Origin of the sequence: Sphingopyxis terrae subsp. terrae NBRC 15098 (assembly GCF_001598815.1) — a bacterium.
Classification (GTDB): Bacteria; Pseudomonadota; Alphaproteobacteria; order Sphingomonadales; family Sphingomonadaceae; genus Sphingopyxis; species Sphingopyxis terrae.
On sequence record NZ_BCZQ01000012.1, the window covers coordinates 109,513 to 131,815 of the forward strand.

Sequence of the window (22,303 nt, forward strand, 5' to 3'; positions counted from 1 at the left end):
TTACTTACCCCCAACCGGAACTGCGGTCACTTTGTCGCCACGGGTCACGCGGACCACCGGGCCGATCGGCACGGCGGCGGCCTGCGGGCTGCCGGCTGCGATCGGCATGCCGGCGGGCGGGCGCGGCGCCGAGACGCGGCCGCTGACCGGAACCCAGAAGCGCGAGACGTCGCCGCCCGTGGTCGCGGTGCGCGATGCGGTCGGACGACCGGCCGCATCGGCCATCATCCGGCGCTCGGCAGCGCTGCCACCCTTGGTCGGCACGTTCACGTCGCCCGACGCGATCGCCGCTTCGAGTTCGCCGGTGTTTTCGGCGAGCGGACGCAGCGCGAGCGAGAGCTTGCCCATATTTTCGGCGACCGCGATGCGTTCGGCGATGTCGGGCGTCGCTTCCAGCGTCACCGAGCCGAAGGTGCGTACCGGCGTCTTGCCGGTTTCGTCTTCGGCGTCGTAGCGCTGGTCGGTGGCAAGGACGCGGACGTTCCGCACGATGGTTTCGGCGGTGTAGAGCTGGTCGTCGGGATAGGAGCTGCCCTCCTTGACCGCGATCGTCTGCGCGAGCAGCACGTCGACGCGGTCGCCCGGGAAGACGAAACCGGCAACGCCCTGTTCCTGGGAAACCTTGACCGTCACGGCGCGCATGCCCGGTGCGAGAGCGGCTGCGAGGAAGCCGCGGTCATCGGGATGGACGAGCGAGCCCTGGGTCAGCGGCTGACCGGCGGTGATCGGGTAGCGCACGACGGTGCCCACCAGCGTATTCACGTCGGTCTTGTCCTTCAGGAAGTAGGCCTTCTCGACCAACTCCTTCGGCCACGGCTGATAGCGGAAGCTGTCGGGGCCGATAATCGTGCCCGTCGGCAGCTGCCGTGTCGCGACGAGGATCATGGGGCCGTTGATTTCGGGCGCCGCTGCTGCGCGCGCCGTCGGTGCGGAGGAACCCCGCATCATCTGGTTGACCCCGAACGCCGCGCCGATCGCAATGATCAACGCGCCGACGATCAGCATAATCTTTCGCGTATCCATGACGGTTTTTCGCCTCCTACACCCACCGGACGCGGGGATGCTTGCCCTCAGGTCGATCCGATAAACTGAAACTGGTTAAGATAGTGTTGGTGAAGCGCCCAAAGGCCCCCGGCGGCGATCGCGAGCCCGTAGGGAACCTCTATCGCCTTGTCCGAAGGACGAATTTTGGACTGAATCAGCATCACAGCCGACAGGATTCCGCCCCCGATCGCCATGATGGTCAGCATGGGAAAGTACAAATAAAGTGGAATCCAGAGCATCACGGCGCCGATCATCTTCACATCGCCGCCGCCCATCGCTCCCAGAGCGAAGAGACCGGCGAACACCGCGAAGACCGCAAAGGCGGCGCCGAACTGCATCGGCATGTCGGGCCAGAATGCCATGCCCGACACTATCCAGAAGGGGATAGCGAAGAGGGCGATGGTCGCATTGAGGCCGTTCGAGATAGTGCGCGAGCGCAGGTCGCTGACCGCCGCGGCGATCATCAACAAGGCGAGCAGCCCCATCAGGCCCAATGCGATGATTTTCTGGTCCATGCCGCCGCTGTAGCGACTATGGCTTATCAAATAGTAACCATGAGTGTGCGCCCGCCGGGTTGCATTCCGCGGGCCAGCGGATATGCGGCGTCGCATGTCCGACCCGCGCCCTTCCTCCACCGACGTGCTGATCGTCGGCGCGGGCATCGCCGGCGCAAGCCTCGCCGCCGCGCTGGCGCCGCACCGCCGCGTGCAGATGGTCGAGGCCGAGGAGGCGCCCGGCTATCATGCGACGGGCCGGTCGGCGGCCTTCTGGCACGAAAGCTATGGCGGCCCCGGCGTGCAACCGCTGTCCGCTGCGTCGTTCGATGCGCTGGCGCGGCCGGCAGCCGATTTTTCCGACAAGCCTTTCCTGACGCCGCGCACCGCGCTGACAATCGGTCGCGGCGGCGCGGAGACCGCGGCGGTCGATGCCTTCGTTGCCGAATTTCGCGCCAAGGGGGTGGCGGTCGACCGCATGGGTTTCGACGCGATGGCGGCGCTGGTGCCCGGTCTGCGATCCGAATGGACCGCCGCCGCCTATGAAGCGGCGTGCAGCGACATCGACGTCGGTGCGTTGCATGCGGCCTATCTGCGCGCGGCGAAGCGCGGCGGCGCGGTGCTTGCAACGCGCGCGCGTTTCGACGGTGCGCGCCGGGTCACCGGCGGCTGGGAGGTCAGCGTCGGAGGCGAAACACTGCACGCCGAGCTGATCGTCGATGCCGCGGGCGCATGGGCCGATATGGTTGCTGCACGTTGCGGGATCGCGCCGGTCGGCATCCAGCCCTATCGCCGGACGGTGGCGCAGCTTCGCCTGGACGTGCCGGTCACCGCCGACCTACCGCTGATCGTCCACGTCGGCGGCGACTTTTATTTCAAGGGCGCCGGAGAGGGGCGCGTCTGGCTGAGCCCGCACGACGAGACGCCGTCCGAGCCGTGCGATGCCGCGCCCGAGGAGTGGGACGTGGCGGTCGCGATCGAACGGATGCAGTCGGTGGTCGACTGGCCCGTCGCCGCGGTCGAGCGCAAATGGGCCGGGCTGCGCAGCTTCGCCCCCGATCGCCTGCCGGTCTTCGGCGCCGACCCGGCCGAGCCCGCTTTCATCTGGTGCGCGGGGCAGGGCGGTTTCGGCATCCAGACGTCGCCCGCGATCGGCGCACTGCTCGCCGCACAGCTTGGCGCCCCGGCGCCGGGCGGGGCGATCGGCACGGTCGATGCCTTCGCCTATGCGCCGGGCCGGTTCGGCGCACACTGACACTCGGCGCTTGCGCGCGCAAATCAGGGGTTTAGGATGCGGGAGCCGCGTCGCCCGTGGCGCGGCTGACCAGTGGAGGTACCCGTGGCCCATTATTTCGAGATCAAGAAGAACAAGGCCGGCGAGTTCGTCGCCTATTTCAAATATAACAGCGAAACGATCTTCTGGACCGAAGGCTATAGCAGCAAGGCATCGGCGAAGAACGCCATCGAGTCGATCAAGAAGAACGGCCCTGCCGCGGAAACCCGCGAAGCCGAATGATCCCGGCGGCGCGGGCGCACGCAGCGCCCGCGCCAGCTGGTACGCTCGAGCGATCTACAGCTTGGGCAGCGTCACGCCCTGTTGCCCCATATATTTGCCGGCGCGGTCGGCGTAGCTCGTCTCGCACGGCTCGTTCCCCTGCAGGAACAGGAACTGGCAGGCGCCTTCGTTGGCATAGATTTTGGCGGGCAGCGGGGTGGTGTTCGAAAACTCCAGCGTCACATGGCCCTCCCAACCGGGTTCGAGCGGGGTGACGTTGACGATGATGCCGCAGCGCGCATAGGTCGATTTGCCAAGGCAGATGACGAGGATGTCGCGGGGGATGCGGAAATATTCGACCGTCCGGGCGAGCGCGAAGCTGTTCGGCGGAATGATGCAAACGTCGGTTTCGCGGTCGACGAAGCTGTTCGCGGCAAAATCCTTGGGGTCGACGACCGCGCTGTCGACATTGGTGAAAATCTTGAATTCGGGCGCGACGCGCGCATCATAGCCGTAGGACGAGAGGCCGTAGCTGATGCAGCCGTCACGCCGCTGCGCCTCCACGAAGGGTTCGATCATGCCCTGCGTCCGGGCGGCTTCGCGAATCCATTTATCGGAAAGAATGCTCATGCCGCTGTCTTGTCGGTCCTCGGCGGCTTGCGCAAGCGGTCAGTCGGGGATCATCCCCAGATCCTTCGGCCCGAAGGCGGCGGGGAGCAGTTCGCTCAGGCGATAGGTGGTGACCGCGCTGCCGTCGCCCGAAGCGCAGTGGACCAGGATATCGGTTTTCGACCGTTCGGCGGCTTCGTTCAATATCTGGCGGCAGCGGCCGCAGGGGTTGACCGGATCGCTGCCGATCAGTGCATCGCCCTCGGGGCGCCCGCCGATGATGGCGACTTCGGCGAGTTCGCCGATCCAGCCTTCGTTGGCGATCTTGGCGACTGCGGTGGTCTCCGCGCAGAGCGTCAGACCGTAGCTCGCGTTTTCGACATTGGCACCGGTCACGACATCGCCGTTTTTCAACAGCAGCGCGGCGCCGACATGAAAGCCCGAATAGGGGGCATAGGCGCGGCTCGCGGCGTCGCGCGCGGCATCGATCAGGGCATCGCGGGTGTCGGTCATTATTCCTGTCCTTCGGGTCGCAGCACGTTCCAGCCCACCGTTCCGCCGGCGCCGGTCAGCCGGACATAGTCGTTCGCCTGCCACATCGCCCAGGGGTGGGCGCCATAATCGGGTTCGAAAAAGTCGCGGCGCAGCCAGGTGGTGCGCGCAATTCCGGCGGTGACGCGATAATCGGCCTCGAAGGCGGGGCCGGGCGCGATCACGCTGCGCTTGCCCGTATGCGCCTCGATCTGCGCAAGGAAGGTCGCAAGTTCGCTGAGCAGCAGCGCGCGCGTCGGCCGGTCGGGGCAGCGGTCGTCATAGTCGAGCCATACCACCGGCGGCAGCGCATCGGCGCGGCGCGCGACGTGGCGGATGAAATTGGCCGCCTGGTCGGTTGCCAGCTTGCACAGGCTGTAGCGATGGATCGCGCCCACCTGCACCCCGACGACGCGCGCCTGCGCGGCGTTGCGGGCATATTGCGGATCGATGCCGTCGGCGCCGTCGGTCGCCATGACATAGGCGAAATCGGCGCCCGCCGCCTTGATCGAGCCCCAATGGACCTTGCCATTGTCGGCGGAGATGGTGACGCCCTGAATCGGATAGAGCGCGCGGTCGGGCGTCCAGCGCGCCGCCCACCACAGCGCGAGACCGGCGAGCAGCAGGATCAGGACGAGTCCGCCGCCGATCCGGCGCGCCAGCCGCGCGGCGCGTGCCCGCCAGTCGGACAGGCCTTTCGTTGCGGTTTTGCCCTTTGTTTTTACCCCCGCGCGCATCGTCATCCCTTGATGTGAAGCACACAGATCAGCGTGAAGAGACGGCGCGCGGTGTCGAAATCGACCGCGATCTTGCCATCGAGCCGGTCCATCAGCATTTCGGCGGCCTCGTTGTGCAGCGCGCGGCGCGCCATGTCGACGGTCTCGATCTGCTGCGCGGTAGAGGTCTTGATCGCCTGATAATAGCTGTCGCAGATCGCGAAATAGTCGCGGATCGGACGGCGGAAGCGCCCGAGGCCGAGGATCACCGCTTCGAGCGGCGAGCCATCCTCGCGGCTGATCTCGAAGATCAGGCGCCCGTCCTCGACGCGGAGCATCAGGCGATACGGGCCGGCATAGCCATCGGGGTGGCCGCGCTGCGGCACGAACTTGTTGTCCTCGATCAGATCGAAGATCGCGACACGCCGCTCCTGCTCGACATCGGGGTTGCGCCAGACGATCGAGCCCTCGTCGAGCTCTACCGAGATGATGCGCTGTTTCGATGGGTCGGCGTCGGTCATGCTGACCGTGCTTCTACTTGGCCGGGCGCGAAGGGCAAGGGCGACTTATTCACAGCATTCCACAGTTATGATAGGTTGATCGATATCGTCGATTGCGCCCGCCGCGCCTTCGACGCATGAAAGCTGTCATGCCCGAGCTTGCCCTTTTTCCTGCCCCGGTCCCGGCCGGGAACGAACGCCAATTGCCCCGCAATATCGAGGCTGAGGCCGCCTTTCTGGGCGCGATTCTGATCGACAACCGAGTCGTCGAGGATCTGCCGGTGCAATTGACCGCGGCGCATTTCTTCGAACCGCTGCACGGCCGCATCTATGGGCAGGCAATGGCGCTGATCGAGCGCAACAGCATCGCGACGCCGGTTACGCTGAAGCCCTTTTTCGAAAATGACGAGGCGATGAAGGCCGTCGGCGGGGTCGGCTATCTGGCGCAGCTGACTGGCAGCGGCGCGGGCCTCATCGGCGCGCGCGACTTCGCGCGGCAGATTTTCGACCTGGCGCTGCTGCGCGAACTGGTCGGCGTCGGGCGGGGACTGGTCGAGGGGGCGCTCGACACGAGCGAAAGCGTCGACCCGCATGCGCAGATCGAGGAAGCCGAAACCGCGCTCTATCGCGTCGCGGGCGGCGAGGCCGAAATGGGGTCGGTCAAGAGCTTCAGCACCGCGAGCCTCACCGCCTTGCAGGCCGCCGAGCGCGCGCTCAATTCGGGCGGTCACCTGTCGGGGATCACCACCGGCATTTCGAGCGTCAACGCCAAGATCGGCGGCATGCACAATTCGGACCTGATGATCCTCGCCGGGCGTCCGGGGATGGGCAAGACCTCGCTTGCGACCAATATCGCCTATAATGCCGCCGAACGCTGGCGGCGCGACGAGGAGGACGGGATTCCGCCCGAAAAGAATATGGGCGCCAAGGTTGCCTTCTTCAGCCTCGAAATGTCCGCTGACCAGCTCGCGACGCGTGTGCTCGCCGAACAGTCGGGGGTATCGGGCGAGGCGCTGCGCATGGGCAAGATCAGCAAGGAGCAGTTCCAGCAATTGTCGCGCGCCGCGCAGGCGCTGCAAACGCTGCCGCTGTTCATCGACGACACGCCCGGCCTGACGATCGCCAGCCTGCGCACCCGCGCGCGCCGCCTGCAGCGCCGCCACGGCATCGGTTTCATCGTCGTCGACTATTTGCAGCTGCTGCAGGGCTCGTCGAAGAGCGGCGACAATCGCGTGCAGGAAATTTCGGAAATTTCACGCGGATTGAAGACCTTGGCGAAGGAACTTCACGTTCCGGTGATGGCGCTGTCGCAGCTCAGCCGTCAGGTCGAAAGCCGCGAGGACAAACGGCCGCAGCTCTCCGACCTTCGCGAATCGGGCTCGATCGAGCAGGACGCCGACATGGTGCTCTTTGTGTTCCGCGAGGATTATTATGTCGCCGCGCGCGAGCCCAAGCGCCCGGTCGAGGGCGACGATATCAAGATTCACGCGGCGCATGAGGAATGGGCCGCCGAAATGGAACGTGTCTTCGGCCTCGCCGAACTGATCGTCGCCAAGTCGCGTCACGGCTCGACCGGCAAGGTGCGCCTCCACTTCGACGCCAAGACGACGAAATTCCAGGATCTGGCGGACGACAGCCAGGCCTATGCGGATTATGAGTAGATAGCCGCGCCCAGTGCCCCTGCGAAGGCAGGGGCCCATCACGAGGTTTTGCAATCAAAAGCCTGCGTCTGGCGAAGGGGCAGGAGATGGGCCCCTGCCTTCGCAGGGGCACGCGGGTCTGTTCTCAGAACGCCGGATCGTTCGCCGGATTGTCGTCGATCGGCGTCACCGCTTCGTGGATGCCGCATTCGGTCTTGTCCCAGCCGCGCCAGCGGCCCGCGCGCGGGTCTTCGCCCGGTTTGACCTTAGACGTGCAGGGCGAGCAGCCGATCGAGGGATAGCCCTCTGCCTCAAGCGGATGGCGCGGCAGATCGTGCTCGGCGAAATAATCGTCGAGCATTTCGCGCGTCCAGTTGGCGAGCGGGTTGAATTTCAGGCGGCCGGTGTTGCCGTCGAGCTCGAAGCGCGGCAGGCCTTGGCGCGTCGACGACTGGAAGCCCTTGCGGCCGGTGATCGACGTGTCGAAATCGGCGAGCGCCTTTTCGAGCGGTTTGACCTTGCGGATTTCGCAGCAGCCGTCGGGATCATACGACCAGCGCAGTTCGGTCGCGTCCTTTTCGGCGAGTTCGGCGGCATCGGGCGTGAGATTGACGAGATTGAGGCCGAGCCGCGCGGCAAGTTCGTCGCGATAGGCCAGCGTTTCGGGAAAATGCTTGCCCGTGTCGAGGAACAGCACCGGCATGTCGGGCGCGACGCGCGTCACGAGATGGAGCAGCACCGCGCTTTCGGCGCCGAAGCTCGACACGATCGCGGTGTCGCCGATCAGCCCCGCGCCGATCACGCTTGCAACCGCCTCGCCCGCGTCCTGGCCGCGGAACAGGTTATTGAGACGGATGACATCGGCCTGCGTGAAACGCGGCGCGACGTCGATCCGGTCGCGGGTGCGGGGTTCAGCCTTCACCTCAGCCATGCCGCAGCTTCCAGATCGGCACGGCGCCGTCGGCTGCTCCCTGATAATGTTCGGGCCAGCGGCTCAGCGCCGCCTCGACATCGGCATTGTTGAGCGGCTTTTCGGGCGCGAAACTGTCGAAGCCGCAGCGCTTCATATAGGCGATCTGATCGACCAGCACGTCGCCCTGCGCACGCAGTTCGCCAGCATAGCCCGCTTCGCGCAGGATGCGCGCCGACGAATAGCCGCGACCGTCGCGGAACTTGGGGAAAGCGACCTCGATCAGCGTCAACCGGTCGAGGTGCGGGATCAGCGCACGCGCGTCCTCGTCGGGTTCGAGCCGCACCGCCGTCGCGTTCGATTGCGAAAGGAAGGCATCGAGCGTGACGCAGGGCTCTTCGCCGTCGGTGTGCCACCCTTCCGCTTGCGGAAGGGACTGATTATCGGCGCGTTCAACCATAGATCGCCTCCTTGAAGGGGGCCATGCCGACACGGCGGAAGGTGTCGACGAAGCGTTCGCCTTCGCTCCGTTCGGCCAGATATTTGTCGGTGACGCGCTCGATCGCATCGACGATGCCATCCTCGTCGAAACCGGGGCCCGTTATCGTGCCGAGCGACACGTCCTCCGCGCCCGATCCGCCGAGCAAAAGCTGGTAGTTTTCGGTGCCCTTGCGGTCGACGCCCAGGATGCCGATGTGGCCAGCGTGGTGATGCCCGCAGGCGTTGATACAGCCCGAAATCTTGAGCTTGAGCTCACCCAGCTCCTTCTGGCGGCCGAGGTCGGAGAAGCGCGCCGCGATCTTCTGCGCGACCGGGATCGAACGCGCATTGGCGAGGCTGCAATAATCGAGGCCGGGGCAGGCGATGATGTCGCTGATCAGGTCGAGGTTCGGCGTCGCGAGCCCGGCCGCGTCGAGCTTTTGCCAGATCGCGTAGAGATCGGCCTTGCGGACGTGCGGCAGCACGATGTTCTGCGCGTGGGTCACACGCAGTTCGTCATGGCTGTAGGCTTCGGCGAGGTCGGCCATCAGGTCGATCTGCGCCGAAGAGGCATCGCCCGGGATGCCGCCGACGGGCTTCAGGCTGATGTTGACGATCGCATGGCCCGGCACCTTGTGTGCGGCGACATTCTGGTCGACCCACACAGCGAAGTCGGGGTCGCTGCGGTCGATTTCGTCGGGCGCCGACGCATCGAGCGCGGGCGGCGCGAATTGCGCCGCGATGCGGTCGAACTCGGCCTTCGGCGGGTCGATGCCGAGCGACTTCACATGCGCGAATTCTTCTTCGACCTGGCGGCGATATTCGTCGGCGCCAAGCTCGTGGATCAGGATCTTGATCCGCGCCTTGTAGATATTGTCACGGCGGCCGTAGCGGTTGTAGACGCGCAGGCACGCCTCGGCATAGCTCAGCATGTCCTCGAGCGGCACGAAATCCTTGATCAGCGGCGCGATCATCGGCGTGCGGCCCATGCCGCCACCGACGTAGAATGCGGCGCCATGGACGCCATCCTTCTCGACGATCTGGATGCCGATGTCGTGCAGCCGCATCGCGGCGCGATCTTCCTCGGCCGCGATGACGGCGATCTTGAACTTGCGCGGCAGATAGCTGAATTCGGGGTGGAAGCTCGACCATTGGCGCAGCAGCTCGGCCCACGGACGCGGATCGGTGATCTCGTCGGCGGCGGCGCCGGCCCACTGGTCCGAGCTGATGTTGCGGATGCAGTTGCCGCTCGTCTGGATCGCATGCATCTCGACCGACGCGAGATCGGCGAGGATCGCGGGCGCATCCTCCAGCTTGATCCAGTTATACTGGATATTCTGGCGCGTGGTGAAATGGCCGTAATCGCGGTCATATTTGCGCGCGATATGCGCGAGCATCCGCATCTGGCGGCTGTCGAGCGTTCCGTAAGGCACCGCGACGCGCAGCATATAGGCGTGGAGCTGGAGATAGAGGCCGTTCATCAGGCGCAGCGGCTTGAACTGATCCTCGGTGATCTCGCCGGCAAGGCGGCGCTTCACCTGATCCGAAAATTCGGCAACGCGGGCATCGACCATCTGCTGGTCATATTGGTCATATTTATACATGCGGTTTCTCGCCGAAAATTGCCGTTTGTCCTGAGGAGGGGCTGAGCCTTGGCGAAGGCCCGTCTCGAAGGACGTTGGGCTTGGGTGCTTCGAGACGCCATTTCGACAAGCTCAATGGCTCCTCAGCACGAACGGAGGGAGGAAAAGGCTGCATCAGATCACCCAGTCGCCGGCATTGGGATCGGCGGGTTTCAGCGTCAGGTCGGGGCGCACGGTCGGGCCGAGCGCGCGGATGCGGTCCTTGATATGCGCAGGGCGCGGGCCTTCGGGCGTCGCTTCGCCCGCGATGATATAGGGCGCGTTGACACGGCGCGCGCCTTCTTCGGCAGCGAGGATTGCCTCCCCATGCTCGCCGACATCGGCGGCGTCCTCGATATGGAGCGACCAGTCGGCGCCGGTCCACCAGGTGACAAATCCTGTTTTCAGGTCGTTGCCCGTGAGCAATTTCATGTGAAGTCCCTTATCTGTTCGGCGATCCCCGGCGCGCCGAGGCAATCGAGCGCGTCGGCGCGCGCCGCGACCTTGCCCACGACGATCAGCGCCGGGCTTTGCACCGCCTCGCGCGCCACAAGGTCGCCAAGGTCGGTGAGGAGGGTGCGCAGGACGCGCGCATCGGCGGTGGTGCCGCGTTCGATCACCGCGACGGGCAGGCCCGGCGAAACCCCGTCGGCGATCAGCTTGTCGGCGATTGCATGTGCGGTCGCGAGACCCATGTAGATGACGAGCGTGCGGCCGTGGCCGGCAAGGCCCGACCAGTCCTGATCCGAGAGGTCCTTGCACTGGCCCGCAACGAAGCTGACCGCGCTTGCATCCTCGCGGTGGGTGAGCGGGAGGCCCGCCTGCGCGGCGCAGCCCGCCGCCGCGGTGATGCCGGGAACGACCTCGACCGCGATGCCCGCTGCGCGCGCGGCATCGAGTTCTTCGCCGCCGCGGCCGAAAATGAAGGGATCGCCGCCCTTCAGCCGAACGACCTGCTTGCCGCTCTGCGTCTCGCGGACGATCAGCGCGTTGATCAGGTCCTGCTTCATCGTGTGACGGCTGCGCTGCTTGGCGACGCTGATCCGTTCGACATGCGGCGGGATCAGCGCGAGCACGCCCGCACCCACCAGCCCGTCATGCACGACAAGGTCGGCGCTTTCCAGCAGCCGCGCGGCGCGCAGCGTCAGCAAGTCGGGATCGCCCGGCCCGGCGCCGACGAGCCACAGCTTGCCTGCCAAAGAAGGTTGCTTTTCCATGCGACCCTAAATGGTCGGCGGGCGCCGGAATCGCAAAACAGGCTTTGTTGGCGAGGGTGAAGCTAAAATTGCCCCGGATCTGGCGGTCAGAGATATTTCTTCGTCACCAGCTTCGGCGTGTCGTCGTCGCGCAGGCCGACCCCGATCGAAGCGCGCAGCGCGTCGCTTTCGGAGCTGGCGACCGGATAGGCGCAATAGTCGGCGGCGTAAAAGGCGCTCGGCCGATGGTTGCCCGACAGGCCGACGCCGCCAAAGGGCGCGGCCGACGAGGCGCCGTTGGTCGGGCGGTTCCAGTTGATGACGCCCGCGCGGGCATTCGCCCAGAATTGGTCGTAAAGCTGCGGTGTCCCGCCGATCAGCGCCGCCGAGAGGCCGAAGGCGGTGTTGTTCGCCTCGGCAATCGCGGCTTCGAAACTGTCGACGCGGATCACCTGCAGCAGGGGGCCGAACAGCTCGATATCGGGGCGTTCGGGCATCGCGGTGACGTCGATGATGCCGGGGGTAAGGAAGGGGCGGTTTGCATCCGGCCGCGTCATGTGGCGGATCACCTGGCCGCCGTTCGACATCAGGATCAGAAAGCTTTCGGTCAGTCCGTCGGCGGCCTCGTTGTCGATTACCGGCCCCATAAAGGGGGCTGGGTCGGCGTGGGGATGACCGACGATCAGCCGTCCCGCGAGCGTCTTGACCTCGGCGAGCAGGTGATCGGCCAGATCCTGTTTGACGATCAGCCGCCGGGCATTGCTGCAACGCTGGCCCGCGCTCAGGAAGGCGGACTGGACGACGATCGTTGCCGCGGTCGCGATGTCGGCGGTGTCCCAGACGACGATCGGATTGTTGCCACCCATTTCGAGCGCGACGATCTTCCCCGGCTGATCGGCGAACTGGCGGTTGATCGCGACCCCGGTGCGCGCCGACCCTGTGAACAGCAATCCGTCGATGCCGGGATGCGCGGCCAGCGCCTTGCCCGCGTCGGGTCCGCCGATGACGAGCCGCACGACCTCTTCGGGAACTCCGGCGCCGTGGAGCAGTTCGACAAGCCGCGCGCCAACGGCAGGGGTTTTTTCAGACGGTTTGAACAGCACCGAATTGCCGGCGATCAGCGCCGGCACGATATGGCCGTTCGGCAGATGCGCGGGGAAATTATAGGGGCCGAGGACGGCAAGCGCGCCGTGCGGCTTGTGGCGCACCGCGTTGCGCAGCCCCATCGCGCCTTCGATCCGGCGGTTGGGGGTGCGTTCGGCATAGGCCTTGATCGAGATATCGACCTTGTTCGCGACCGATTCGACCTCGGTCCGCGCTTCCCACAAAGGTTTGCCGGTCTCGCGCGCGATCAAATCGGCGAGCTGTTCGCCATCGGCCTTCACCCGGTCGGCAAAGCGGCGCAGCGTTTCGGTGCGGAAGGTGACGGGCTTCGCGGCCCAAGCGGGCCAGGCGGCGCGCGCGGTTGCAACTTCGGCGTCGATGTCACTGATACGGCCGCGCCATAATTCGGCGCCGGTTGCCGGCTCGAAGGACAGAAGGTCTTCGCTCATCCCCGTTCCCCCGTCGATTTGGGCGCGCAAAGGCGCCAGTGCGCTCGATCATTGGGGGGCGGCAAAAGCATTGTCGCCCTCTTATCTGCGAAAGCGTACGGCGGCAACCGCGATAGGCCCCGCAACAGCGAAAGCGGGCCGATTGTCACGGGCGCGACAGGGTGGCTTGCACCGGCGCGCGCGGTTCGCGATAGAGGCGGATAGTATCGGCTTAAGGGGACGGGCAATTTTGGCGCGACAGGATGCACAGCGCGAATGGAGCGATCATTATTGGTGGTCGGCCGACGGCGTTCGCCTGCACGCGCGCATCTATGACGGACCCCCGACCGCGGCGGAGGCGCCGCCGATCCTGTGCATGCCCGGCTTGGCCCGCAACGCCCGCGATTTCGAGGCGTTGGCACCGCATATGGCGGCGCAGCGGCGCGTGATCGTGATCGAGTTCCGCGGGCGGGGCGAGAGCGCCTATGCCAAGGATCCGATGACCTATGTCCCGCTGACATATGTCCAGGATGTCGTCGCGCTGCTCGACGAGCTGGCGATCGCGCGTTTCGCGACGGTCGGCACGTCGCTCGGCGGGCTGGTGGCGATGTTCCTTGCCGCCAGCCTGCCGGGTCGGCTCGTCGGCGCCGTGCTGAACGATGTCGGCCCCGAACTCGAGGCGGCAGGGCTCGATCGCATCCGCGACTATATCGGAGCCGGCGGCAGCCAGCCGACCTGGATGCACGCGGCGCGCGCCTATGCCGAGCTCAACGCCGCGGTTTATCCGGACTATGACATTCACGACTGGCTGCGCATCACCAAGCGGACCCACCGGCTGACTCCCGAAGGACGCATCGTCACCGATTACGACAAGCAGATTGCGGCGCCGCTGCGCCTTGCCGGCGATCAGGAGGGTATCGACCTGTGGCCCGCCTATCGCGCGCTTGGCGATGCACCGGTGCTGATCCTGCGCGGCGCGCTGTCGGACATTCTCGCCGGAACGGCTGCCGCAAAAATGCAGGCCGCGCTGCCCCACGCGACGCTGGTCGAGGTTCCGGGTGTCGGTCATGCGCCGACGATGGACGAGCCCGCGGCGCGCGCGGCGATCGACGCCTGGATCGCGGCGCTTCCCGCCGCGTGACCGAAGTCGGCGCGATCGAGGAGCGGGAGCATCCGGTCCGCATCCTTCACCTTCACTCGAGCTTTTCGCTCGGCGGCAAGGAAGCGCGCGCGGTTCGCCTGATGAACCTGATGGGCGACCGGGCGCAGCACACGATCCTCTCCGCGGTCCCCGATGCGCTCGGCGCGCGCGATGCGATCGATCCAGGGATTGACGTCAGCTTTCCGACCGATGCGCCGCCGCTGGCCGGGCGGCCGTCGCTGGCGCGTTTCCGCGATCTTGCGACCTATATCTACCGCTTCGACCTGGCGCTCAGCTATAATTGGGGCGCGATGGACGGGGTGATGGCGCACCGGCTCTACTGGCATCGCTGGTGGTATCAGATGCCGCCATGCCTGATTCATCACGAGGATGGGTTCAACGAGGACGAAAGCGTCCGGCGCAACTGGAAGCGCAACCTCTATCGCCGCTACGCGCTGCGTAACGCCGCCGGGGTCGTCGTGCCTTCGGCACTGCTCGCCGGGATTGCGGCGGACGAGTGGAAACTGCCGCCCGATCGCATCCATCTGATCCGCAACGGGATCGACGTGGCCGCCTATGCCGCCGCGCCATCGGTGCCGATCCCGGGCTTCGTCCGCCGGCCGGGCGAGGTGGTGATCGGGACGGTAGCGGGGCTTCGCAAGGTCAAGGATCTGCCGCGCCTCGTGCGCGCCGTTGCGGCGCTGCCGCCGCATGTGCGACTGGTAATCGTGGGGGAGGGGCCTGAGCGCGCGGCGATCGCCGCCGAGGCGGCGGCGTGCGGCATGGCCGACCGGCTGGTGCTTGCGGGATTCATGCCCGAACCGGCGCAATGGATCGGCCATTTCGACCTGCTCGCGCTCTCGTCGCGGAGCGAACAGGCGCCGATTGCGGTGATCGAGGCGATGGCGGCGGGGCTGCCCTTTGTCAGCCCGGCGGTCGGCGACGTGGCGGCGATGGCGGGCGAGGCGAACCGCCCGTTCATCGCGGCGGACGAGACGAATTTTCGCGCCGCGCTGGCGCGCCTTGCGGACGATGCGGCGTTGCGCGCAGCGGTGGGTGCGGAGAATCGGCGCGTTGCCGCCGAGCGCTTCACCGAATCCGGGATGGTCGCGGGCTATCAAAGCCTCTATGCTCGCGCGCTGGAAGGATATGACGTTTTTACGGGGCGTTTCCTGGGGTCGGACCCCGCCTTCGATTGACAAAGGCGGTCCGGTTCCGCTTACGGAAGAGGCAAATGGGGGCTGGCGCGCGGCTGCGCAGCCGGCGGAGAGAAAGAGGTTTATAGTGTTCAAAGGTTTGAAGCCCATCCTTTACGGCGGACGCGAAGTCTGGCCGCTGGTCGAGGGCGGGAAGGGCGTGTCGGCGACCAACCATATGTCGAGCGGCGCCTGGGCCGCGGCTGGCGGGATCGGCACCGTTTCGGCGGTCAACGCCGACAGCTACGACGCCGAAGGCAAGATCGTGCCGCAGGTCTATCGCGCTGCGACGCGCCGCGAACGGCACGAAGAACTGGTCCGCTACGCCATCGACGGCGCGGTCGAACAGGTGAAGCGCGCTTATGACCTCGCCAGCGGCAAGGGTGCGATCAACATCAACGTCCTCTGGGAAATGGGCGGAGCGCAGCAGGTATTGGAAGGCGTGCTCGAACGCACCAAGGGGCTGATCACCGGCGTCACCTGCGGCGCGGGGATGCCGTACAAGCTCAGCGAAATCGCGGCGCGGCACAATGTCCATTATCTGCCGATCATCTCGTCGGCGCGTGCGTTTCGCGCGCTCTGGAAGCGCGCCTATCACAAGGTCGCGCATCTGATGGCGGCGGTCGTCTATGAAGATCCGTGGCTCGCCGGCGGGCACAACGGCCTGTCGAACGCCGAAGATCCGCTGAAGCCCGAAGATCCCTATCCGCGCGTCAAGGCGCTGCGCGACACGATGCGCGCCGAGGGGATTTCGGACGAAGTGCCGATCGTGATGGCGGGCGGCGTCTGGTATCTGCGCGACTGGAACGACTGGATCGACAATCCCGAATTAGGCTCGATCGCCTTTCAATATGGCACGCGGCCGCTGCTGACGCAGGAAAGCCCGATCCCGCAGGAGTGGAAGGACCGGCTGCGCACGCTCGACGAGGGCGATGTGTTGCTCCACCGCTTCTCGCCCACAGGCTTTTATTCGAGCGCGGTGCGCAATCCTTTCCTGCGCGATCTCGAAGCGCGGTCGGAGCGGCAGATTCCCTATTCGAAGCAGGAAGCGGGCGACCATGTCGCGCAGCTCGACGTCGGCGTGAAGGGGCGCAATTTCTGGGTGACCCCGCACGACCGCGACCGCGCGCGCGACTGGGTGGCCGAAGGCTATACCACCGCGCTCAAGACGCCCGACAATACGGTCGTCTTCGTCACCGAAGAGGATAGGACCGTGATCCGCAAGGATCAGGCCGATTGCATGGGCTGCCTGTCGCACTGCGGCTTTTCGGCGTGGAAGGACCATGACGATTATTCGACCGGCTACCTCGCCGATCCGCGCAGCTTCTGCATCCAGAAAACGCTGCAGGACATCGCGCACGGCGGCGACGTCGACCAGAATCTGATGTTCGCGGGCCACGCCGCGTTCAACTTCAAGACCGATCCCTTTTATTCCAACAACTTCACCCCGACGGTGAAGGAACTGGTCGACCGGATTCTGACGGGGGATTGACCCGAAGAGGAGGGTAAATGGGGGACATCGATTGGGCCGGCCGCATGGCTCGCCTGCCCGACGAAGATCTCGTCGAGATCGCTTCGTCGGGCGAGGCGGATGGCTATCATCAATTGGCGGTCGATGCGGCGGTGGCGGAACTCGCGAGGCGCGCGCCCGACGAAACCGTCATGGCACGCATCACGGCGCAGGTAGAAGCTGATCGTCAGTTTCAGGCGAACAGGCACGATGTTCCGCTAAGCAATGGCGGCCGGGTTGCCTTTGTCTTTTTCGGCATCTTCCTGTTCTGGCCGCTCGTCGCTGCATACGTACTCCATCATCGCGGTTATTCCCGGAAAGCCAAAGAGGCGCTTTGGGCGATTCCGCTTTCGATGGCCCTCTGGTGGGCGGTCATGTCCGCACTATTCTTCTTTTTGGGCTAAGCCCACCCCTCCAGCACCTGATCGGGCGGTCGGTGCCCGTCGCACCAGGCACGGATATTGGCGATGACCTTTTCGCCCGACGCCTCGCGGCCCTCGATCGTCGCCGAGCCGAGGTGCGGCAGCAGCACGACATTGTCGAGCGCGAGCAGGTCGGGATCGACCGCGGGTTCGTGCGTATAGACATCGAGCCCCGCGCCCGCGATGCGGCCGGTCTTGAGTGCCGCGATCAGCGCCTTTTCGTCGATGATTTCGCCGCGCGCGGTGTTGATCAGATAGGCGGTCGGCTTCATCGCACCGATACGCGCCGCGCTGACCATCTCATGGGTTTCGGCGGTGTGCGGGCAGTGGATCGTGACCACGTCGCTGATCCGAAGCAGCGTGTCGACGCTCGCATGATAGCTCGCGCCCAATTCCTCTTCGATCGTTTCGGGCAGGCGACGTCGGTTGTGATAGTGGATCGACAGGCCGAAGGCGCGAGCGCGCTGCGCGACGGCGAGGCCGATGCGTCCCATGCCGACGATGCCGAGCAATTTGCCGCCGACGCGGTGACCCAGCATCGCGCTCGGCGCCCAGCCCTGCCATTTGCCCGAGCGCATCAGCTTTTCGCCCTCGGCCAGCCGGCGCGGGACCGACAGGATCAGCGCCATGGTCATGTCGGCGGTGTCCTCGGTAAAGACGCCGGGGGTGTTGGCGACCATGATGCCCTTCGCGCGCGCCGCGGCGAGGTCGATATGGTCGACCCCGGCCCCGAAATTGGCGATCAGCTTGAGCCGGTCGCCCGCCGCGCCGATGATCTCGGCGTCGATCTCGTCGGTCACGGTCGGCACCAGCACGTCGCAGTCGGCGACTGCGGCCTTGAGCTCGTCCTTGGTAAAGGCGTGATCGTGCGCCGACAGGGCGACATCGAACAATTCGGCCATGCGCGCCTCGACCGCCGGCATCAACTGGCGGGTGACGATGACGCGCGGGCGTTTGGGGCGGGATGAATCGGGCATGGCGCCGATAGAGCGCGGCGGCGCGTGGGGGTCAAGAGGGCCAAGCGTGCGCCGATGCGAAAGCCGCTGTGGACGAACGGGGCGAAGGCTGCGGCGAACGGTTGAAAAGCGCCCCCGATTTTGACAAGGCAGACGGATGACCAGCCGCACGATATTCGCCCTCCTGACGCTGGCCGTGGCGACCGGACCCGCCGCGGCGCAAAGCGATCCCGAACTGCCCTATTGGGCGTCGATCAGCGTCGACGAGGCGCGGATGCGCAAGGGGCCGTCGCCCGATGTGCCCGTCGTGTGGGAATATCGGCGCAAGGATCTGCCCGTCAAAGTGGTCGCGCGCCACGATATCTGGCGCAAGATCGAGGATCCCGACGGGACGCAGGGGTGGATGGCGGCGCGGCTGCTCAGCCGCACGCGCACCGCGATCGTCACCGGTGGCATCCGTCCGATGCGCGAAAAGCCCGACGCCGCCGCGGCGATCGCCTTTCGCGCCGAGGCCGGTGTGGTCGGCCGCATCACCGACTGCAAGGACGGCTGGTGCCTGTTCAACGTGAAGGGCCGCAAGGGCTGGATCGAAACCGACCACATATGGGGCGATTGATCACCCGCAACCCATGACCCCGCAACGCATGACAAAGGGGCCGGCAGTCGCCTGCCGGCCCCTTCTCTCGTCACCATTGGTATTTAGCGCCAGCGGAAGTGGTTATAATAGACGCGAACCACCTTGCCCGTGCGCACATTGACCAGCAACAGGTCGTTATAGTGGCGGACATAGGCCAGGTTGCGGCCCGCCTTCGGGACGCCCCAGCGCGCATCATAGTTCAGGCGATAGGTCGGGGCGTAATAGGTCGAACGCAGCGAATTGCCGACCGCGAAGCGGTGATAGCTGAACGGCGCACGCCAGTTCTGGTAGCGATTGTCGCGGCGCCAGTCGCGCTTGTCCTCGCGATATTCGCGCTTCGCGTCGCGCACGTCGCGGTGGGCATCGCGCACATCATGGCGATCGCCATAGCGCTTCGCATGGTTGAGGTCGCGCTGTTCCTGGCGAATATCCTGGCGATCGCGGGCGAGCTCGCGCGTCTGGGCCTGCGCCATGGCGGGGACCATCATCGCGGCGATCAGGCCGGCGGTAAGAATTTTGCTCTTCATAATGCCATTCCTTGTCTTGCCGTCAGGGGGAGGGGATCTGCCCGATGACAGGGAAAGGATTAGGCGAGTCGATTTGAACGGAGCCGGAATGCCGCGTTTATTTTGAGGACATTAGTGTCGCAAAGTGTCGCGCGGGTTGAAAATGGCCGCGGCGCGATCGTCGCCATGCGTCGTCATTGCGAGCGGCGGAGCCGCACGGCAATCCAGAGCCGGCATAAACCGCTCCGGATTGCGTCACCCGGCTTTCGCCGGGTTCGCAATGACAGCATGAGCTGGCTTAAACCAGCTCGACCGCGACCGCGGTGGCTTCGCCGCCGCCGATGCACAGGCTGGCGATACCGCGCTTCTTGCCGTGGCGCTGAAGCGCGGCGATCAGCGTGGTGATGATGCGCGTGCCGCTGGCGCCGATCGGATGGCCGAGCGCGGTCGCGCCGCCGTGGACGTTGATCTTGTCGTGCGAAATGCCAAGGTCGTGCATCGCGAACATCGCGACGCAGGCAAAGGCTTCGTTGACTTCGAACAGGTCGACATCGCCGATCGACCAGCCGGCCTTCGCCAGCACCTTGTTGATCGCGCCGACCGGGGCAACCGTGAAATCCTTGGGTTCCTGCGCGTGCGCGGCATGCGCGACGAGCTTGGCGACCGGCGTCTTGCCCTTTGCTTCGGCGACCGACTGGCGCGTCAGTACGACCGCGGCGGCGCCGTCGGAGATCGACGAGCTGGTCGCTGCGGTGATCGTGCCGTCCTTGGCAAAGGCGGGGCGCAGCGTCGGGATCTTGTCGGGGTTGCCCTTGCCGGGCTGTTCGTCGGTGTCGACGACAACCTCGCCCTTGCGGGTGGTCAGCGTGACGGGCGTGATTTCGGCGGCGAAGGCGCCGTCGGCGATCGCCGCTTGGGCGCGCTTCAGCGATTCGATCGAATAATCGTCCTGCGCCTGGCGGCTGAGCTGATAGGCGTCGGCGGTGTCCTGCGCGAAAGTGCCCATGGCGCGGCCGGCGTCATAAGCGTCCTCCAGCCCGTCGAGGAACATATGGTCATAGGCGGTGTCATGGCCGATGCGCGCGCCCGAACGATGCTTCTTGAGCAGATAGGGGGCGTTCGTCATCGACTCCATGCCGCCTGCAACGACGAGATCGATGCTGCCTGCGGCAAGGGCTTCGGCGCCCATGATGACGGTCTGCATGCCCGAACCGCAAACCTTGTTCACGGTGGTCGCCTGCACCGACTTGGGCAGGCCCGCCTTGATCGCCGCCTGACGTGCCGGCGCCTGGCCGAGCCCGGCGGGCAGCACGCAGCCCATATAGATGCGTTCGACATCGTCGCCGGCAACGCCCGCGCGCTCGACCGCCGCCTTCACCGCGGTCGCGCCGAGATCGGTCGCGCTCGCGTCCGACAACACGCCCTGCATGCCGCCCATCGGGGTGCGGGCATAGGAGAGGAAAACGACGGGATCGGTGGCGGTCATGGCAAAAGACTCCGTAGGGGAAAGGTCATCGGTGGCCCGATTAGCGCCTTTGCTGCACTTGCGAAAGGGGGTGGGGTAGGGGGATCGCCCTAAACGATGCGCGTTTCAACTTGAAACCCGCTGCAGAGCGTGGTAAAACGGGCGCAATCATATGGGGAGACGGGTCATGGCCACCGCCATCAAGGAAGATATCGCCAGCGAAACCGCGCGGATGCAGCGCGTGCTCGAAACGCAGCGCGTCAGCTTTACCGCCGCGATGCCCGAAAGCCTGTCGGTCCGCACCGACCGCATCGACCGCGCGATCGCGCTGCTGGTCGATCATGCCGAGGATTTCGCCAAGGCGGTGAGCGAGGATTTCGGCCATCGCAGCCGCGAACAGACGTTGATGACCGACATCATGCCGTCGGTTAGCGCCCTCAAACATGCCAAGAAGCATATGGCGGCCTGGTCGCGCGGCGAAAAGCGCAAGCCCACCTTTCCGCTCGGCCTGCTCGGCGCGAAAGCCGAGGTTGTCTATCAGCCGAAGGGGGTCGTTGGCGTCGTGGCGCCGTGGAATTTCCCGGTCGGCATGGTCTTCGTGCCGATGGCGGGGATATTGGCGGCGGGCAACCGCGCGATGATCAAGCCGAGCGAGTTTACCGAGAATGTGTCCGACCTGATGGCGCGCCTCGTCACCGACTATTTTGACGAGGGCGAAATGGCCGTGTTCACGGGCGGGGCCGATGTCGGCGTCGCTTTCTCGAAGCTGGCTTTCGACCATCTGATCTTCACCGGGGCGACCAGCGTCGGCAAGCATATCATGCGCGCCGCGGCGGATAATCTAGTGCCCGTGACGCTCGAACTGGGTGGCAAGTCGCCGACGTTCATCGGACGCAGCGCGAACAAGGACCTTGTTGGGCAGCGCGTCGCGCTCGGCAAGATGATGAACGCGGGGCAGATCTGCCTGGCGCCCGACTATCTGCTCGTCGCCGAGGATCAGGAGGGCGAGGTGATCGACAGCGTGAGCAAGGGCGTCGCGTCGCTCTATCCGACGCTGCTCAAGAATGACGACTATACGTCGGTCGTCAACGGCCGCAATTTCGACCGCCTGCAGGGCTATCTGGCCGATGCGCGCGAAAAGGGCGCCGAGGTGATCGAGGTCAATCCCGCGAACGAGGATTTCGCGAGCGCCAACGGCCACAAGATGCCGCTCCATATCGTGCGCGGCGCGACCGACGATATGAAGGTGATGCAGGAGGAAATCTTCGGCCCGATCCTGCCGGTCAAGACCTACAAGACCATCGACGAGGCGATCGATTATGTGAATGCGCACGACCGTCCGCTCGGCCTTTATTATTTCGGGCAGGACAAGAGCGAGGAGGACCGCGTGCTGACGCGGACGATTTCGGGCGGCGTTACGGTCAACGACGTGCTGTTTCATAATGCGATGGAAGACCTGCCCTTCGGCGGGGTCGGACCGTCGGGAATGGGCAATTATCACGGGCTGGACGGCTTCCGCACCTTCAGTCACGCGCGCGCCGTCTATCGCCAGCCCAAGCTCGACGTCGCCGGGCTCGCCGGCTTCAAGCCGCCCTATGGCAAGGCGACCGCCAAGACGCTGGCGAAGGAATTGAAGAAATAGCTTGGCAAGCGGCGGCGCTTCGCCCTAGGGGGAGCGCCGCGCTTTCGGGCGATGCGCCC

Annotated in this window: 24 protein-coding genes; 9 read left to right on the plus strand and 15 right to left on the minus strand. The window is 65.6% G+C overall.

Annotated features, from left to right (window positions below; genetic code table 11):
* Window positions 1-1,023, minus strand: coding sequence for a Flp pilus assembly protein CpaB (gene cpaB / locus STE01S_RS07900; RefSeq protein WP_003044555.1), 1,023 nt, complete (start codon window positions 1,021-1,023; stop codon window positions 1-3).
* 47 nt (window positions 1,024-1,070) lie between these two features.
* Window positions 1,071-1,529, minus strand: coding sequence for an A24 family peptidase (locus STE01S_RS07905; protein ID WP_231292891.1), 459 nt, complete (start codon window positions 1,527-1,529; stop codon window positions 1,071-1,073).
* A gap of 124 nt (window positions 1,530-1,653) precedes the next feature.
* On the opposite strand from STE01S_RS07905, the gene STE01S_RS07910 reads away from it, so the two are divergent.
* Both STE01S_RS07910 and STE01S_RS19555 read left to right on the plus strand, forming a co-directional pair.
* On the plus strand, window positions 1,654-2,793 hold the full coding sequence (locus tag STE01S_RS07910) for an NAD(P)/FAD-dependent oxidoreductase (RefSeq protein ID WP_062766680.1): 1,140 nt from the start codon (window positions 1,654-1,656) through the stop codon (window positions 2,791-2,793).
* 84 nt (window positions 2,794-2,877) lie between these two features.
* Window positions 2,878-3,054 carry a YegP family protein gene (locus tag STE01S_RS19555; RefSeq protein ID WP_082657463.1) on the plus strand — a complete coding sequence of 59 codons (177 nt, stop codon included), beginning with the start codon at window positions 2,878-2,880 and terminating at the stop codon, window positions 3,052-3,054.
* Between the two features lie 54 nt (window positions 3,055-3,108).
* On the opposite strand, the gene dcd is transcribed toward STE01S_RS19555, so the two are convergent.
* The 4 genes from dcd to STE01S_RS07930 are packed head-to-tail and all read right to left on the minus strand — an operon-like array spanning window position 3,109 to window position 5,410.
* Window positions 3,109-3,663, minus strand: coding sequence for a dCTP deaminase (gene dcd / locus STE01S_RS07915; RefSeq protein WP_058813255.1), 555 nt, complete (start codon window positions 3,661-3,663; stop codon window positions 3,109-3,111).
* Window positions 3,664-3,702: 39 nt separating this feature from the next.
* Window positions 3,703-4,155: a cytidine deaminase gene (locus tag STE01S_RS07920; protein WP_062766683.1), complete on the minus strand. Its 453-nt coding sequence runs from the start codon at window positions 4,153-4,155 to the stop codon at window positions 3,703-3,705.
* Window positions 4,155-4,910 (minus strand): glycoside hydrolase family 25 protein, encoded by a 756-nt coding sequence (locus STE01S_RS07925; protein WP_062766906.1) that lies wholly within the window; start codon window positions 4,908-4,910, stop codon window positions 4,155-4,157. Before STE01S_RS07925 ends, STE01S_RS07920 begins: the two co-directional genes overlap by 1 nt.
* Before the next feature lie 2 nt (window positions 4,911-4,912).
* Window positions 4,913-5,410, minus strand: coding sequence for a UPF0262 family protein (locus STE01S_RS07930; RefSeq protein ID WP_003044535.1), 498 nt, complete (start codon window positions 5,408-5,410; stop codon window positions 4,913-4,915).
* A 128-nt stretch (window positions 5,411-5,538) separates the two neighbouring features.
* Between STE01S_RS07930 and STE01S_RS07935 the strand changes: the two genes are divergently transcribed.
* Window positions 5,539-7,050: a replicative DNA helicase gene (locus STE01S_RS07935; RefSeq protein WP_062766909.1), complete on the plus strand. Its 1,512-nt coding sequence runs from the start codon at window positions 5,539-5,541 to the stop codon at window positions 7,048-7,050.
* Window positions 7,051-7,174: 124 nt separating this feature from the next.
* Here STE01S_RS07935 and STE01S_RS07940 read toward each other — a convergent pair whose 3' ends face one another.
* From STE01S_RS07940 to astD, 6 genes are all read right to left on the minus strand, one after another.
* The gene (locus tag STE01S_RS07940) at window positions 7,175-7,960 is read right to left on the minus strand and encodes a phosphoadenylyl-sulfate reductase (RefSeq protein ID WP_058813252.1); all 786 of its coding nucleotides are present in this window, start codon (window positions 7,958-7,960) and stop codon (window positions 7,175-7,177) included.
* Complete coding sequence (locus tag STE01S_RS07945; RefSeq protein WP_062766686.1) at window positions 7,953-8,399, minus strand: DUF934 domain-containing protein; 447 nt, start codon at window positions 8,397-8,399, stop codon at window positions 7,953-7,955. The genes STE01S_RS07940 and STE01S_RS07945 overlap by 8 nt, the downstream gene beginning before the upstream one ends.
* Entirely contained in the window at window positions 8,392-10,023 is a 1,632-nt protein-coding gene (locus tag STE01S_RS07950) for a nitrite/sulfite reductase (RefSeq protein WP_062766689.1), read from the minus strand. Before STE01S_RS07950 ends, STE01S_RS07945 begins: the two co-directional genes overlap by 8 nt.
* 153 nt (window positions 10,024-10,176) lie before the next feature.
* The gene (locus STE01S_RS07955; protein WP_058813249.1) at window positions 10,177-10,473 is read right to left on the minus strand and encodes a DUF2849 domain-containing protein; all 297 of its coding nucleotides are present in this window, start codon (window positions 10,471-10,473) and stop codon (window positions 10,177-10,179) included.
* Window positions 10,470-11,258: a uroporphyrinogen-III C-methyltransferase gene (gene cobA / locus STE01S_RS07960; protein WP_062766692.1), complete on the minus strand. Its 789-nt coding sequence runs from the start codon at window positions 11,256-11,258 to the stop codon at window positions 10,470-10,472. The genes STE01S_RS07955 and cobA overlap by 4 nt, the downstream gene beginning before the upstream one ends.
* 86 nt (window positions 11,259-11,344) lie before the next feature.
* The gene (astD, locus tag STE01S_RS07965) at window positions 11,345-12,790 is read right to left on the minus strand and encodes a succinylglutamate-semialdehyde dehydrogenase (RefSeq protein ID WP_062766695.1); all 1,446 of its coding nucleotides are present in this window, start codon (window positions 12,788-12,790) and stop codon (window positions 11,345-11,347) included.
* 229 nt (window positions 12,791-13,019) lie between these two features.
* On the opposite strand from astD, the gene STE01S_RS07970 reads away from it, so the two are divergent.
* The 4 genes from STE01S_RS07970 to STE01S_RS07985 all read left to right on the plus strand — a co-directional run bounded on the left by STE01S_RS07970 (window position 13,020) and on the right by STE01S_RS07985 (window position 17,020).
* Window positions 13,020-13,910, plus strand: coding sequence for an alpha/beta fold hydrolase (locus tag STE01S_RS07970; RefSeq protein WP_062766698.1), 891 nt, complete (start codon window positions 13,020-13,022; stop codon window positions 13,908-13,910).
* Window positions 13,907-15,109: a glycosyltransferase gene (locus STE01S_RS07975; protein WP_174531830.1), complete on the plus strand. Its 1,203-nt coding sequence runs from the start codon at window positions 13,907-13,909 to the stop codon at window positions 15,107-15,109. The genes STE01S_RS07970 and STE01S_RS07975 overlap by 4 nt, the downstream gene beginning before the upstream one ends.
* An 85-nt stretch (window positions 15,110-15,194) precedes the next feature.
* Window positions 15,195-16,598, plus strand: a complete 1,404-nt coding sequence (locus STE01S_RS07980) for an NAD(P)H-dependent flavin oxidoreductase (protein WP_058813246.1) — start codon at window positions 15,195-15,197, stop codon at window positions 16,596-16,598.
* 17 nt (window positions 16,599-16,615) lie between these two features.
* Window positions 16,616-17,020, plus strand: coding sequence for a hypothetical protein (locus STE01S_RS07985; protein ID WP_062766701.1), 405 nt, complete (start codon window positions 16,616-16,618; stop codon window positions 17,018-17,020).
* Here the strand turns inward: STE01S_RS07985 and STE01S_RS07990 are convergent.
* Entirely contained in the window at window positions 17,017-18,015 is a 999-nt protein-coding gene (locus STE01S_RS07990; RefSeq protein ID WP_062766704.1) for a 2-hydroxyacid dehydrogenase, read from the minus strand. The genes STE01S_RS07985 and STE01S_RS07990 overlap by 4 nt on opposite strands.
* Window positions 18,016-18,151: 136 nt before the next feature.
* On the opposite strand from STE01S_RS07990, the gene STE01S_RS07995 reads away from it, so the two are divergent.
* On the plus strand, window positions 18,152-18,610 hold the full coding sequence (locus tag STE01S_RS07995; protein WP_003044512.1) for an SH3 domain-containing protein: 459 nt from the start codon (window positions 18,152-18,154) through the stop codon (window positions 18,608-18,610).
* A gap of 83 nt (window positions 18,611-18,693) precedes the next feature.
* Here the strand turns inward: STE01S_RS07995 and STE01S_RS08000 are convergent, their stop codons facing one another.
* Together STE01S_RS08000 and STE01S_RS08005 are read right to left on the minus strand one after the other, a co-directional pair.
* Window positions 18,694-19,158, minus strand: coding sequence for an RcnB family protein (locus tag STE01S_RS08000; protein WP_003044510.1), 465 nt, complete (start codon window positions 19,156-19,158; stop codon window positions 18,694-18,696).
* A 277-nt stretch (window positions 19,159-19,435) separates the two neighbouring features.
* A complete protein-coding gene (locus tag STE01S_RS08005) occupies window positions 19,436-20,623 on the minus strand; it encodes an acetyl-CoA C-acyltransferase (protein ID WP_062766707.1) in 1,188 nt (395 codons plus the stop codon).
* Between the two features lie 166 nt (window positions 20,624-20,789).
* Here STE01S_RS08005 and STE01S_RS08010 point away from each other — a divergent pair, with 166 nt between their 5' ends.
* Complete coding sequence (locus STE01S_RS08010) at window positions 20,790-22,244, plus strand: coniferyl aldehyde dehydrogenase (protein ID WP_062766710.1); 1,455 nt, start codon at window positions 20,790-20,792, stop codon at window positions 22,242-22,244.
* The last annotated feature ends 59 nt before the right edge of the window (window positions 22,245-22,303 follow it).